Below are 15,176 nucleotides of genomic sequence, written 5' to 3' on the forward strand. Positions count from 1 at the left end.
GTTGTCAAGTGTTTAGCGATTTAATTTAAATATTATCTATTTTAATACCTAATTGATGCATATCATCCCAAAATTTTTGATAAGATTTTGTAACAACTTCAGCATCTAAAATCTGTATTGGAACTCTTAAAGCTAGAGGTGCAAAAGCCATAGCCATTCTATGATCATTATAGGTTTTTATAGAAACATTTGCATTGATTTTTGTGGAAACTTCTAAATGTAAACTCTCATCAGAAACTTTTATTGATGCTCCAAGTTTAGTAAGCTCATCATGTAACGCAACTAATCTGTCAGTTTCTTTAATTTTTAAAGTATGTAAACCTGTTAAATTACAAGAAATACGCTCTGCAAAACAAGTCACAGCAATAGTTTGTGCAATATCTGGAGCATTTTTTAAATCAATATCTAAAGAAGAAGTATTACTTCTTTTTATCTTTTTTAGAGTGATAGAATTTTGATTAAAAGTTGTTTCTACTCCAAAATGATTATAAATTTCAGCTAAACAAGAATCTCCTTGTAAGCTCTCTTTTTTATATGCAGTTAATTGGATTTCTGAACCAATTTCTGATAAAGCTATTATAGAATAAAAGTAACTAGCAGAAGACCAATCTGATTCTACTACAACAGTTTGTTTATGAATTGATTTTTTAGGATAAACTGTAATAAAATTTCCTTCAAATTTATTATCAATTCCTAATTGAGTTAATAAACTCAATGTCATCTTTATATAAGGTACAGAAGTTATTTTACCAATTAATTCTATCTCTAATCCTTTTTCTAATTTTGACGCTATTAATAGTAGAGAAGAAATGTATTGACTACTTACATTACCATTAATTTGTGCTTTATCTTTAATTAGTTTTTTACCAATAATTCTTATTGGAGGATACCCTTCTTTAGCTTCATAAGTAATATTAGCTCCTAAATCTTTTAAGGCATTTACTAAGATTTCTATAGGCCTATTTTGCATTCTTTCAGAACCTGTAAGTACAGTTTCTCTGTTTTCTTGAACTGCGAAATAAGAAGTTAAAAAACGCATTGCAGTTCCTGCGTGTCCTATATCTACTAATTCATCTTGAGTAGAAAGTGCGTGTTGCATGTGAACAGAATCATCAGAATCAGATAAATTTTCTATTGAAATTTCAGGAAAAAGCTTCTGTAAAATTAATAATCTGTTAGATTCACTTTTAGAACCAGATATAGTAATTTCTTGGTGTATTTTTTTATCCTCTAAAACATTTAACAATATGTCCATTTCTAAAACTGAATTTAATTCTTATTTTTAACCTCAAACTTATAACTAACCCAACATGAAAAAAATACTTTTTCTGGCAGTTTGCATCTTCTTAACAGCAAATGCCAAAGTTAATGCACAAAAAAAATCTACCAAAGTTTCTGAAGAATATTTTAGTGCAGTAGAATGGAGAAATATAGGACCTTTTAGAGGAGGAAGAAGTGCTGCTGTTACAGGTGTTTCTGGTAAAGCAAACCTTTTTTACATGGGATCTACAGGTGGTGGAGTTTGGAAAACTAATGACGCAGGTAACACTTGGCAAAATATTTCTGACGGATTTTTTGGTGGCTCAGTTGGCTCAGTGGCTATTTCTGAATCAGACAATAACGTTATTTATGTTGGAATGGGCGAAAAAACCGTTCGTGGAAATGTTTCTTCTGGAGATGGAGTTTGGAAATCTGAAAATGCAGGAAAAACATGGAAACATGTAGGTTTAAAAAACTCAAGACACATTCCAAGAATGCGTATTCATCCAAAAAATTCTGATATTGTTTTTGCAGGAGTTATGGGAGATTTATACAAACCTACTCAAGAAAGAGGTGTATATAAAACAACAGATGGAGGAGAAACTTGGCGAAAAGTTTTGTTTTCTAATGAAAATGCTGGAGTTGTAGATTTAATTATTGACCCTAATAACCCAAGAATTTTATATGCAACTACTTGGAATGTAAGAAGAACACCTTACAGTTTATCTTCAGGTGGTGATGGTTCTGCTTTATGGAAAAGTACAGATGAAGGAGAAACTTGGACAAATATTTCTACCAACAAAGGTTTACCTGATGGAATTTGGGGTATTGCTGGTGTTACAGTTTCACCAGTAAATTCAGATATAGTTTATGCTTTAATAGAAAATAAAAAAGGTGGTGTATACAAGTCTTTTGATGCTGGTAAAACTTGGAGATTAATAAATTCAGAACGTAAATTACGTCAAAGAGCTTGGTATTATACGCGTTTGTATGCAGATACACAAGATGAAAATATTTTATATGTTTTAAATGTACGTTATCATAAATCTACAGATGGTGGTAGAACTTATAAAACTTATAATGCACCTCATGGAGATCATCATGATTTATGGATTGCTCCAGAAGATAACCAAAGAATGATTATTGGTGATGATGGTGGAGCACAAATTTCTTTTGATGCTGGAGAAAATTGGAGTACGTATATGAATCAACCTACATCTCAATTTTATAGAGTAACTACAGATAATCATTTTCCATACAGAATTTTAGCAGCACAACAAGATAATTCAACAGTAAGAATTTCACATAGAACAGATGGTAGTTTCATTACAGAATCTGATTGGAGCTCAACAGCTGGTGGTGAAAGTGCACATTTAGCTGCAGATCCATTAAATCCTGATATTGTTTATGGTGGTAGTTATGGTGGATTATTAACAAGAGTTAATCACACAACAAATGAAACACGTGCTATAAATGTATGGCCAGATGATCCTATGGGTCATGGAGCAGAAGATTTTAAATATCGTTTTCAATGGAATTTTCCAATATTCTTTTCGCCAAATAATAAAAAGAGAATGTATGCAGCTTCTAACCATTTGCATGTAACAGAAAACGAAGGACAATCTTGGAAAATTATTAGCCCAGATTTAACTAGAAACGATCCAAAAACATTAGGTCCTTCTGGAGGTCCAATTACTAAAGACAATACTGGAGTAGAATATTATGGAACTATTTTCGCAGCAACAGAATCTTCTTTTGAACCTGGATTAATTTATACTGGTTCAGATGATGGTTTAGTTCATGTTTCTAAAGATAATGGAGCAACTTGGAATAATATTACTCCTAAAAAAATGCCAGAATGGATGATGATTAATTGCATAGAAGTTGATCCCTTTAATAAAGGTGGAGCTTACATTGTTGGGACTAAATATAAAACAGGAGATTATGCACCTTACATTTATAAAACTGAAAACTATGGTAAATCTTGGAAACAAATTACAAACGGAATTGCCTCTGAAGATTTTACAAGAGCATTAAGAGCAGACCCAAAACGTAAAGGTTTATTATATGCAGGTACTGAAAGAGGTATGTATATTTCTTTTGATGATGGTGATAATTGGCAAACTTTTCAGCAAAATTTACCAATTGTACCAATTACAGATTTAGCTATTAAAAACGATAATTTAATTGCAGCTACACAAGGTAGATCTTTATGGATTATTGATGATTTAACACCTCTTCATCAACTAAATTCTTCAACATTAAAAGAAGATGTTGTCTTATATAGACCAAAAGATGCCTATAATATGAGTGGTGGTCGTGGAAGGACTTCTAGAACTGCAGGTACAAATCATGCAGGAGGAGTTGCAGTAAATTTCTACATCAAAGAAAAAGGTGATAAGGATGTGGTTTCTTTAACTTTTTATGATAAAAATGATAATGCCATCAAAACATTTAGCACCAAACCAAATAAAGATAATAAAGATGGTAAATTATCTGTAAAAGATGGTAATAATATTTTTTATTGGAATATGATGTATGATGGTGCAGAACGTGTACCAGGCATGATTTTATGGTGGGCTTCTTTAAGTGGACCAATGGCTTTACCTGGAGATTATAAGGTTGAATTAAAAGTAAATGACAAAATAATGAGTCAGCCTTTTATTATCTTAAAAAATCCTAAATCAGAAGCTACAGAAAGTGATATGAAAGCTCAATTTGACTTTATAAATAACATTAATGCTAAAATGACTGAGATACATAAAGCATTAAAGAATGTGAAAAAAGTTAGAAGTCAAGTTGGTTTATTGAAGAAATCCATTAAAGACAAAAAGAAACATAAAGACTTAATAGATTTTGCAGATAAGTTAGTAAAAGATATGACTGTTGTTGAAGAAACATTGTACCAAACAAAAAGTAAAAGTGGTCAAGATCCTTTAAATTTTCCAATTAGACTTAACAACAAATTAGCTCATTTAAATTCATTAACAAGAATTGGTAATTATGCTCCTACACAACAGGCTATCGATTTTAAAAATGAAATTACAAAACAAATAGATCTTGAATTGGCTAAATTAAATAAGCTCTTTAATAATGGTGTAAAAGAATTAAATACAAAAGTGAAAAATAGTGATATAGACTTAATTCAATTAGATTAATTTCATTTAGTATTTAAAACTTAGAAAAGTATATTAAACACGACTCATAGGGTCGTGTTTTTTGTTTTAAAAAGAGATGAAAATTTTCTAAAAATGATATTTGTCATAGCATAAAAATAGGGTTCGCCTTAGATTTAATGTTGCAAATAGAATGTTTAAAATCTTTAAATATTCACAAATATTAATATTATGAAAAATTCATTTTTAAAATTAATTACACTTTTATTCGCGTCAACTTTATTTGCTCAAACTGGGCATGTTATGCAAGGTGTTGGTGCTGTTAATATGTCTATGGGTGGTGCTGCAACAGCACAACCATTAGATATTTCTGGAGCAATGCAATGGAATCCAGCTGCATTATCAACCTTTGACCAAAAACTTATAAAATTTGATTTAGGCTTATTTTTCTCAGCACCAGAATTAAATTCTACAGTTCCTATTTTTGATTCAAATGGACAACCAACAGGAAACTTTATGAGTGGAACCACAGCTGATGATAGAGGAATATCTCCAATGCCAGCACTAGCAATGGTTTGGGGTAAAGAAGATAGTAAACATACTTTTGGAGTGTCTGCATTTGGTATCAGTGGATTTGGAGTTACTTTCCCAGAAAGTACAACAAACCCTATTAATATGCCTCAAAGTATGGGAGGATTTGGTAAAATTGAATCTGATTACATGCTATTACAAGTTGGTTTTAGTTGGGCTTATGAGTTAAGTGATAAGTTTTCTATTGGAGTACAACCTACAATGAATTACGCTGCCTTAGAATTGATGCCAAATCCAACAGCAAATCCAACACAAGCAGGTTACCCATCAACAGATAAAGCTACTGCACTCGGTTTTGGGGCTCAATTTGGAGTTTTCTTTAATACAGGTTCTGGTTTTAAGTTAGGCGCATCCTATAAAACAACTCAGAAGTTTAGTGAATTCGAGTTTAATAATACATATTTAGATGGTAGTACTGCTACCAATAATTTTCAAATGGATTATCCTGCTATATTATCATTTGGTCTTGGTTATTCAAAAGGAAATTTTGATTTCGCTTTAGATTACAGATCTGTTGATTACGAAAACACAGATGGTTTCTCTAAAACTGGATGGACTCAAACTGCATCTGTTGCAGGATTTGGGTGGAAAAACATAAATATTATATCTGCAGGATTGCAATATAAAGGAATTGAAAAGTTTCCATTAAGATTAGGCTATACATATAGTTCAAATCCTATTGAAAGTGATGTTGCGTTTTTCAACATTCCTGCTACAGCTATTATAGCAAATGCTTTCCAATTTGGTTTTAGTTATGAAATTAGTAATAAAATAATGTTAGATGCTGTTTATCATCATGGAGCAAGTGATGGTAAAACTTCTGGTCAATTATTAAACCCAATGTTTGCTTCAGCAAATAATCCTTATGGAGCAATACCAGGTAGTGAGGTTTCATATGACATGACCACTGATTTAATTATGTTTGGAATTTCTTATAACTTCTTAAAATAAGAAGGTAATAACTTGAATAGCTAGTTTAAATAACAAATAATTTTAAAAAGAAAATCGTCTAAAATTTTATTTTAGACGATTTTTTTAATTGTTTTTATTTTTCCAATTTGAATTGATTACTTTTCTAATTTTATGAAAAATTCTAAATAAAACAGCAAAACTAATATCTTGAAATAAAATCAAACGCCAATCAAACTCAATATTTAAAAAAAACTAGCTATAATTTGACCTATTGCAAACATTGCAAATAGTATAGGAATATAAATTAATAAGTACTTACCAATAGATAAAGAATTTATTAATTCTGTCTCTTCATTTATGTTTTTATTTAGTTTTTGATTAACCTTTTTTATATTCACTTTTTATATTTTTATTTGCCATATAAAAACCATACACTAAGCTTAAAACAATTTTAGGAGCAAAAAAGGCTTTATATCGTCCTTCTGCAAAGTTGGTTTTATTAACCTCAGAAAAATTACCAGAAAAAATATCTGAAAAACTATTTATTAAAAGAGAAAAAACAATTACAAAAAGAAAAAATGGAATGGCAAAATTTATAAATAATCTCCAAAATTTTGGTTTTTTAAAGTTGTCTAAAAATTTCATTTATTTTAATTTTTTGTTATTATGATGTCTGTCATGATCACGCTTAGTTTTAATATCTAACTTTTTCTCAAAAGCATCTTGTAGATTAACTCCTGTTTGGTTTGCTAAACATAAAACCACAAATAGCACATCTGCTAATTCTTCTCCTAAGTCTTTATTTTTATCAGATTCTTTTTCACTTTGCTCTCCATATCGTCTTGCAATAATTCTAGCAACTTCACCAACTTCTTCTGTTAATTGAGCCATATTTGTCAATTCATTAAAATAACGAACTCCATGATTTTTAATCCATTCGTCTACTTGTTGCTGAGCGTTTTGTATTTTCATATCTTAGAAGTTAAAGTTGTAAATTTACAAACTTTGCAAAGAATTATTTTTAAATTATCATAATTCTATAGGTTTTAAAAAAATTAGGTATATTGTTATGTCTATTTGATTTGAAACCATCTTTCTGTCCCTTCTAAATGGAATAAATCAATCTAAACTTTTATTCTATGAAAAAAATCATCTTTATTCTTACTCTTGCTTTTTTTACAACATCAATTAATGCACAAAAAAATGAATTTCAACAAAAACAAGACTCATTGTTCACCATTTGGCAAGACACAACAAAAAAAGATTATGACAGAGCCTATGCATTTGTAGATTATATAAACCCATATATGCAATTCGATTTAGACTCAGTATTAATTCATGCAGAAAACTTACAAAGTTTTGGGTTAAAAAATAATTTATCCTATGCTATAAAACATGCTAATAATTACAAAGGTAGTTACTGGATGAGCAAAGGAAATCTAGATAAAGCTATCTATTTTTTTAAAGAAAACATTGTTATCGCTGAAAAGATGAATGATAAAGACGGATTAGCTATAGCAGAGGCAAATATTGGTGTAAATTATTTCTACAAGAATGACTACGTGAAAGCTCTTAATTATACTTCAAGAAGTATTAAATATTTTAAAGAACTTGGAAAAAACTTAAGAGTTGCTAATGGTTTTAATATGATGGGAAACATCTATGGTAAAATAGGTAATAAAATAAAATCTATTGAGTATTATATTAAATCTTATGATATCCATAAAAAAGAGAATTTTAGGAGAGGTATGGTAAGTAATTTAATAAATTTAGGAACTAGATATTACGAAATTAAAGATTATAATAAAGCTTTAGAATATAGTAATAAAGCATTAAATATTAGAGGAATAAGTTCAGATAAATATTCATACTCAGTAGCTCTTAGTCATGTGGGATCTATATATATAGAACTTAAAAAGTTTAGTAAAGCAAAAGATTACTATACTCAAGCACTAAAACTTCAAGAAGAAATGGGCCTTGGCTTAAATATTTCTACTACTTTAATAAGTCTTGGAGTTTTAAGTCATAACGAAGGCAAAAAAAAAGAAGCTCTCCAATATTACAAAAAAGGGTTAAAAATTAAAGAACAAATCAAAGACCTAAATGGTATTTCAGATGCTCTATCTCGAATTGGTACATTATACAAAGAACAATCAAAATATAGTTTATCAATAAAATACTGTAAAGAAGGTTACGAAATGGCCAAGACTATAGAAAGTTTTGAAAAACAACAACAAAATTGTGATTGTTTGTATGAAAGTTATAAAGCCTCAGGTAATCTTAAAAAAGCACTAGAATACTATGAATTAGGAAACCAAGCAAAAGATTCCTTAAAGGAAGGCGAAACTGCAAAAAAACTCCAACAAATGGAGTTTGACAAACAAGTTACTGCAGATAGCTTAGCAACTGCAGAAAAAGAAAGATTAGTAGAGGTAGCTCATAAAGAAGAAGTACGTAAAAAAAACCAAACACGTAATATTTTATTTGGTGTTGCAGGTTTAATTTTACTTATAGCAGGTGGTATTTATAGTAGATTAAGATATGTTCGTAAATCGAAAGCCATCATAGAAAAAGAAAAAGATAGATCAGAAAACCTTCTTCTTAATATTTTACCTGCTGAAATTGCAGAAGAATTAAAAATAAAAGGGAAAGCAGATGCGCGAGATTTTGATATGGTTTCTATACTGTTTACAGACTTTAAAGGGTTTACAGAGCAAAGTGCAAAACTTAGTGCTGCTGAATTAGTAAATGAAATAAACACTTGCTTTGAAGCTTTTGATGCTATTATGGAAAAGTTTGGTATTGAAAAAATAAAAACCATTGGAGATGCTTATATGGCTGCAGGTGGTTTACCTATTCCAACTGATGATTCTGTAAAAAATACTGTTTTGGCTGCTTTTGAAATGCAAAATTTTATAAGAGAACGAAAAGCAGAAATGGATGCAAAAGGACTTCCTTCTTTTCAAATGCGAGTTGGTATAAACACAGGTCCTGTAGTAGCTGGTATTGTAGGTGTTAAAAAATTTCAATATGATATTTGGGGAGATACTGTAAACACAGCAAGTCGTATAGAAAGTAATGGAGAAGTAGATAAAGTTAATATAAGCCAATCTACTTATGAATATCTAAAAGATGATTCTGATTTTACTTTTGAAAGTCGTGGTAAAATTGTAGCCAAAGGTAAAGGAGAAATTAACATGTATTTTGTGAGTAAAAAATAAATACTAAACCAATCCTTTTTCTTTTGAAAAACTATTTATTTTGCAGCATTAGCTTTAATAAGAATATTCTAATCTTGTGAAAACAGAACTCACCTCTAAAAACATAGTATTTTTATGAAAATAAAAACACTAATTCTTTTTTTAATTGGCTTAAGTTTTAATTTAACTAGTCAAAATCAGTTTTCGATTTCTGGAGTAATTTTTGATAAAAAAACAAAGAATCCTTTACCTTTTGCATCTGTAGTTTATGTAAAAAAATCTTTGGGAACAACTTCAGATATTAATGGTAACTTTTCATTTACCATTTTTAATGCAAAAAAAACTGACACAATTTTAATCTCACATATAGGCTACAAAACTCTTAAACTACAGGTTTCTGAAATTAATAAAATAAAAAATATAGCACTTTTAGAAAATACCATTAGTTTAAAAGAAATTATTATTAAAACTAAAAGTAACTTAAAACTAAAAAAGTTTATTAAAGAAACTATTTTAAACTATAATAATAACAAAAAACAAGAACCTCATATAGCTATTGCACATTACAGAGAAAAGGCTAAAAAAAATAGCAAGTATATAATGTTTATGGAAAGTGTTGGGTATTCTGTTTATGCTGGCAAAACCAATAATGCCAGTCAGCTGTCTAATTATAAGTTTTTTAATAAATTATCTAGAGCTTATGTTAATCACCCTAAATGGAAAGCCTACAAAAAAAATGAAAAGAACTTAACAAAAGAAACCATAAATCCTTCAGGTGGTTCAAATTTAAATGCTTTTAGATATACAGAAATTTATGGGGTTTTATCTAAAAAGAATATCAATAGATATAAATTTAAAGTAGATAGTACTTTTTTTATTAAAGATGATTTAGTTTATGTTTTTAATTATAAGGGTAATATAGATAATGGAATATTATATGTTATTGCAAAAAATAAACACATTATAAAAATTACATCAAATACTAAGAAGTATTATAGTCAAGCTTTTCAGAAAAGAATTCCTGCAGAATTAGAAATTTCATTTAGTTATTATATCAACATTCCTTTTATTTCAAAAATTGATGCTTATATAAAACACAAAGACCTAACATATACTAACACATTAACTATAAAAACTCAGAAGTTTAAGGATTTTAAATTTTCGAATAAAGATTATTGGAGTTTAAACAGGTATGAGACGAATCCTTACATATTCTATGATTCTATAAAGTGGAATCAATTAGGAATTAAGGAGGATAAAGACTATTATAAAATAGCTATAGATTTAGTTGAGTCTACTTCAAATTTAGAAAATCATTTTAAAAAATTTAATAATCGATGGTTTTTTAATACCAAAAAAAATAATTATAATTCAATAAAAATAATAGAAGAATTAAAGTTAAATTTTTGATTTGAAAAGTTTAAAAAACTGATTTGGAGTAAAAATATTTATACAATCATTAACTATTTAATTATAAATATTTAGTTTTTAATTTGTTATCTTTATTAAAAATTCCTCCATGCTATGAAAAAAAGACTCTATTTTACAATAATAGTGCTTACTCTTCTTGTCTTTATAGACAAATATTATATTTATAATGATTTAGAGATTATTAAAAAAGATATTGAAGTAATTAATCTGGCAGGCTCTCAAAGAATGAGAAGTCAGAAAATAATTAAATTAGTTCTCTATTATGAAATAAATAAACCAGCGCCTTTTATTAATATTATTTTTTTAGAAAACAGTATTAATGAGTTTATTATATCACATAACCAACTTAAACAATTCCACATTAAAAGATATAAAAGCGAAAATCTAGAATTTTTATATAAAAAAATTGAACCTTTTTACAATAATATTGTCAACTCTGCTAAAACATTAATAGATGACAAAGACAATATTAAAAAAGTAAATAACTTTGTAAAAATGATTAAATTAAATGAAAACGACTATTTAAATCTTATGGATAAAATAGTTATGGAGTACGAAGCAATTGGACAACAAAGAATTGCAAAAATAGAATCTAGAGAGAACATTTTAAACACCATGGTTGTTCTTATTTTTTTAAATATTTTCTTTATGTCTGGTTTTGAAATCTTGAAAAAGAAAAAGAAAAAGAAAGCTAATTTGGCTTAAGAAAAACACAAACCTCATTGTAAAAATCTTTTGGATTTTCTGCATGTAACCAATGACCTGCTTTTTTAATTTCTATAATTTTATGATTAGGAAAATGAGCATTAATTATTAAACTTTCATTTTCTGTGATGTAACCCGACTTTTCTCCTTTTAAAAATAAAGAAGGTTTTGTAAATTTTGTGTTCTGAGGTAAAGCTTTACCAACTTCTGGATTATTATCAGTTAAAGATTTTAAATTAAACCTATAATCTAAAACACCTTTTGCTGCCCAATACACATTTTTTAATAAAAATTGACGAACACCCATTTCTGGAATATATTTTTTTATTTGATCGTCTACTAAACGTCTTGTATTTTGTTTAGAAAAATCAACCGAATTTAATCCAGCTAAAATTGCATTATGATGAGGCTCATAAGCCCTTGGAGATATATCAACTACGATTAATTTATCTACTAATTCTGGATAGGTAACTGCAAATAACATTGCTGTTTTACCTCCCATAGAATGGCCTATTAAGAAAATATTTTCAAGTTGATGATGTTGAATATAATTATATAAATCTTCAGCTAAAACTTCATAATTAAATTCATTTGCATGAAAACTACGCCCATGATTTCTTTGGTCTATTAAATGTACTTCATAATCTTCTGCAAACTGGTTGCCTAAAGTTCGCCAGTTATCAGACATCCCAAAATAACCATGTAATATCAATAAAGGTTTACCTTCTCCTAAAATTTGTGAATGTAAAATTGGTTTCATTTAATTAGGATAAAATTTTTTGAATTTCAATTTTCAGACTTAACAACATCTAGCATAATCTATGCAAATACATATTCACTACGTTTTGTAGTCCTAAATACAAACTCTCAGATATTAAGGCATGACCAATAGAAACCTCTGCTAAGTTGGGAATATTTTCTTTAAAAAACTTAATATTGTCTAAGCTTAAATCATGACCTGCATTTATACCAAGGCCTAATTTATGAGCTAAAACAGCAGCTTCTGTATAGGGTTCTATAGCTTGTTTATTTCCTTTGTCAAATTCACTTGCAAAATGTTCTGTATACAATTCTATTCTATCTGTACCTGTTTTTGCAGCAGCTTCCATTAACTTACTATCAGTATCTATAAATATAGAAGTTCTAATATTATTGTTTTTAAACTCAGTAATAACTTCTTTTAAAAACGATTGATGCTTAATAGTATCCCATCCAGCATTAGATGTAATTGCATCAATTGCATCTGGCACTAAAGTAACTTGTGTTGGTTTTACTTCTAAAACCAAATCCATAAAAGATTGTATTGGGTTACCTTCTATATTATACTCAGTGGTAACTACATCTTTTAAATCACGAGCATCTTGATAACGTATATGACGTTCATCTGGTCTAGGATGTATAGTAATTCCTTCTGCTCCAAAAGACTCTATATCTCTAGCAACCTTTAATAAATTAGGTACATTTCCTCCTCTAGAATTACGTAAAGTTGCAATTTTGTTAATATTTACACTTAACTTTGTCATGCGTATAAAATTAGTTTGCAAAGGTAACTCATTAAATCATTTTATCCTATATTCGTAACAAATGAACATTACAGATTACATACTAAATGAGATTAAACCACTAAAATTAAAAAGTAGTGTTGCAGATGCAATTGAACTTTTTGATAATTACCCAATTACTCATTTTCCTGTAATTGAAAATAATAAATTATTAGGGTCTTTTGCAGAGGATGATATTCATACTACAAATGAAAATGATCAAGAATTAGTTGAGCACACTCATTTGTTAAATTCTTTTTTTGCTGATGAAAAAGCAACAGTTTTAGAGTTGTTAAAAATTTTTGCAGATAATGATACTAATATTATACCTGTTTTAAATAAAAACAAAGATTATATTGGATATTATGATTTACGTGATGTTTTAGATGTATTTTCTACAAGTCCTTTTATGATAGAAGAAAGTGAAACTTTAATTGTAGAGAAATTAGAAAACGATTATTCTATGAGTGAAATTTCACAAATTATAGAATCTAATAGTGCAAAATTATTAGGTTGTTATATTTCTGAAAAAAAGAACGACTTTGTACAAATAACATTAAAAATTGTATCTAGTGACATACATGAAATTATGCATACATTTAGAAGATATGAGTATAAAATAATTTCTATGCATGATAACGATATATATTTAGAAGATTTAAAAAATAGGTCAGAATATTTACAGAAATATTTAGAAATGTAACGTTTAGCTATAAAATCTTAAAAATTTAAATTTTGAAAAAAGTAGCAATTTTTGGTCAATCTTACTCTATCTCTGCAGAGAAAGAAATAAAAGTTTTATTGAATGTATTAGAGACCAATAATATTGTTTGTTTCATAGAAAAAAAATTCTACGATTTATTAATAGAAGGTAATATTCTCTCAAAAAAGTATCCAACCTATTCAAACTTTTCAGATTTAAACTCGTCATTTGAAGCTATGTTTACATTAGGTGGAGATGGTACAATTTTAAGAGCAGTTACCTATATAAGAGATTTAGATATCCCAATCTTAGGTATTAATACTGGTAGGTTAGGTTTTTTAGCAACCATAAACAAAAATGAAATAAAAGAAAGTGTAGAACTTATTTTAAAAGGAGATTATTCTGTACAAAAAAGAACGTTATTATCTGTAGCTAATTCTCCAAAAAATGATGCATTTTCTGATATTAACTTTGCTTTAAACGAAGTCACAATTGCTAGAAAGAACACAACTTCTATGATAGGTGTAAAAACCAATTTAAATAACGAATATTTAACCAATTATTGGTCAGATGGTTTAATAATTGCAACACCAACTGGTTCTACTGGTTATTCTTTAAGTTGTAATGGCCCTGTAATATCACCAGATTCTAAGAACTTAGTTATAACTCCAATTGCGCCTCATAATTTAAACGCAAGACCTATGGTTATTTCTGATGAAACTACTATACAATTAGAAGTAGACTCAAGAGAAAAAGAATTTTTAATTTCTTTAGATTCAAGAATTGCCTCAATACCAAAAAACACAAAAGTTACCATCAAAAAAGCTCATTTTACAATTAAGAGTATAATCCCTAAAAATCAATCTTTTTTAAAGACATTAAGAAGTAAATTATTATGGGGAGAAGACACTAGAAATGAGAATAATATTTAAAAAACGAATACAATAAAAAGCTTAAAAAGTTGTTATTCAAAAAAGACTGAATATTAACTTTATTAAGCAAATTGAAATCCCTATATTTGCTCGCTATTTTTTAGGATGAAAAAAAGTATTTTATTAATAATTTTCATAGGTTTTTCTAATATTATGTTAGGCCAATTATATGAGATAGGCGTTTCTCTTGGTGGGTCAAATTATGTTGGTGATATTGGTAGAACTAACTATATTTATCCAAATAAACCAGCTGGAGCTGCTTTTTTTAAATACAATTGGAATCCGAAAATAGCATTAAGAGCAACATATAGTTATTTACCTATAGAAGGGAATGATTTAGATGCAGATACAGATTTTAGAGTTACAAGGGGCTTAAGCTTTACAAATACAATTCACGAATTGGCAATAGGGTTAGAATATAATTTTTACGATTACAATTTATCTGAATCAGATAAAACATGGACACCATATATCCTTTTAGAATTGGCAGCTTTTAATTCAAAATATGTTGTATCAGAAAACGCACCAAACCAATATGTTTTTGATAATAAAAACTCATTTGCAATTCCTTTTGGAGTAGGCATAAAATCAAAATTGGTAGGTTCATGGGCAATTTCATTAGAAAGTAGATTCAGATACACTTTTGATGACGATATTGATTACACAACAGACACTATTCAAAGTTTAAATTTTGGAAGTAATAATAGTGATTGGTATATGTTTACTGGTGTTTCTTTAATTTATACCTTTGGGAGACCTCCATGCTATACTAACGGATTATAATT

13 protein-coding genes are annotated in these 15,176 nt (G+C 28.3%); 8 read left to right on the forward strand and 5 right to left on the reverse strand.

Going from position 1 to position 15,176, the window contains the following annotated elements; translation table 11 throughout:
• Window positions 1-25: 25 nt before the first annotated feature.
• On the reverse strand, window positions 26-1,255 hold the full coding sequence (locus ACFOWD_RS01840) for a 3-phosphoshikimate 1-carboxyvinyltransferase (RefSeq protein ID WP_377407622.1): 1,230 nt from the start codon (window positions 1,253-1,255) through the stop codon (window positions 26-28).
• 55 nt (window positions 1,256-1,310) lie between these two features.
• Between ACFOWD_RS01840 and ACFOWD_RS01845 the strand changes: the two genes are divergently transcribed.
• Together ACFOWD_RS01845 and ACFOWD_RS01850 are read left to right on the forward strand one after the other, a co-directional pair.
• Complete coding sequence (locus ACFOWD_RS01845) at window positions 1,311-4,418, forward strand: WD40/YVTN/BNR-like repeat-containing protein (RefSeq protein ID WP_377407624.1); 3,108 nt, start codon at window positions 1,311-1,313, stop codon at window positions 4,416-4,418.
• Window positions 4,419-4,607: 189 nt separating this feature from the next.
• On the forward strand, window positions 4,608-5,918 hold the full coding sequence (locus ACFOWD_RS01850; RefSeq protein WP_377407626.1) for an OmpP1/FadL family transporter: 1,311 nt from the start codon (window positions 4,608-4,610) through the stop codon (window positions 5,916-5,918).
• A gap of 339 nt (window positions 5,919-6,257) precedes the next feature.
• On the opposite strand, the gene ACFOWD_RS01855 is transcribed toward ACFOWD_RS01850, so the two are convergent.
• Complete coding sequence (locus ACFOWD_RS01855) at window positions 6,258-6,524, reverse strand: hypothetical protein (protein WP_377407628.1); 267 nt, start codon at window positions 6,522-6,524, stop codon at window positions 6,258-6,260.
• Window positions 6,525-6,851 carry a nucleotide pyrophosphohydrolase gene (locus tag ACFOWD_RS01860; RefSeq protein WP_377407630.1) on the reverse strand — a complete coding sequence of 109 codons (327 nt, stop codon included), beginning with the start codon at window positions 6,849-6,851 and terminating at the stop codon, window positions 6,525-6,527.
• 167 nt (window positions 6,852-7,018) lie between these two features.
• On the opposite strand from ACFOWD_RS01860, the gene ACFOWD_RS01865 reads away from it, so the two are divergent.
• The 3 genes from ACFOWD_RS01865 (at window position 7,019) to ACFOWD_RS01875 (ending at window position 11,215) form a co-directional block, all read left to right on the forward strand.
• A complete protein-coding gene (locus tag ACFOWD_RS01865) occupies window positions 7,019-9,100 on the forward strand; it encodes an adenylate/guanylate cyclase domain-containing protein (protein ID WP_377407632.1) in 2,082 nt (693 codons plus the stop codon).
• Window positions 9,101-9,214: 114 nt separating this feature from the next.
• Entirely contained in the window at window positions 9,215-10,489 is a 1,275-nt protein-coding gene (locus ACFOWD_RS01870; protein ID WP_377407634.1) for a carboxypeptidase-like regulatory domain-containing protein, read from the forward strand.
• Window positions 10,490-10,603: 114 nt separating this feature from the next.
• Window positions 10,604-11,215: a type IV pili methyl-accepting chemotaxis transducer N-terminal domain-containing protein gene (locus tag ACFOWD_RS01875; RefSeq protein ID WP_377407636.1), complete on the forward strand. Its 612-nt coding sequence runs from the start codon at window positions 10,604-10,606 to the stop codon at window positions 11,213-11,215.
• Here the strand turns inward: ACFOWD_RS01875 and ACFOWD_RS01880 are convergent.
• Together ACFOWD_RS01880 and ACFOWD_RS01885 are read right to left on the reverse strand one after the other, a co-directional pair.
• Window positions 11,202-11,975, reverse strand: coding sequence for an alpha/beta fold hydrolase (locus ACFOWD_RS01880; protein ID WP_377407638.1), 774 nt, complete (start codon window positions 11,973-11,975; stop codon window positions 11,202-11,204). The two genes, ACFOWD_RS01875 and ACFOWD_RS01880, sit on opposite strands and share 14 nt — an antisense overlap.
• A gap of 49 nt (window positions 11,976-12,024) precedes the next feature.
• Window positions 12,025-12,738 carry a pyridoxine 5'-phosphate synthase gene (locus tag ACFOWD_RS01885; protein WP_377407640.1) on the reverse strand — a complete coding sequence of 238 codons (714 nt, stop codon included), beginning with the start codon at window positions 12,736-12,738 and terminating at the stop codon, window positions 12,025-12,027.
• Window positions 12,739-12,799: 61 nt separating this feature from the next.
• On the opposite strand from ACFOWD_RS01885, the gene ACFOWD_RS01890 reads away from it, so the two are divergent.
• The 3 genes from ACFOWD_RS01890 (at window position 12,800) to porG (ending at window position 15,174) form a co-directional block, all read left to right on the forward strand.
• Entirely contained in the window at window positions 12,800-13,459 is a 660-nt protein-coding gene (locus tag ACFOWD_RS01890; protein ID WP_377407642.1) for a CBS domain-containing protein, read from the forward strand.
• Between the two features lie 32 nt (window positions 13,460-13,491).
• Window positions 13,492-14,391 carry an NAD kinase gene (locus ACFOWD_RS01895; protein ID WP_377407644.1) on the forward strand — a complete coding sequence of 300 codons (900 nt, stop codon included), beginning with the start codon at window positions 13,492-13,494 and terminating at the stop codon, window positions 14,389-14,391.
• Window positions 14,392-14,496: 105 nt separating this feature from the next.
• Complete coding sequence (gene porG, locus ACFOWD_RS01900; protein WP_377407646.1) at window positions 14,497-15,174, forward strand: type IX secretion system protein PorG; 678 nt, start codon at window positions 14,497-14,499, stop codon at window positions 15,172-15,174.
• The last annotated feature ends 2 nt before the right edge of the window (window positions 15,175-15,176 follow it).

This window comes from Polaribacter marinivivus, from assembly GCF_042651285.1.
Lineage (GTDB): Bacteria > Bacteroidota > Bacteroidia > Flavobacteriales > Flavobacteriaceae > Polaribacter > Polaribacter marinivivus.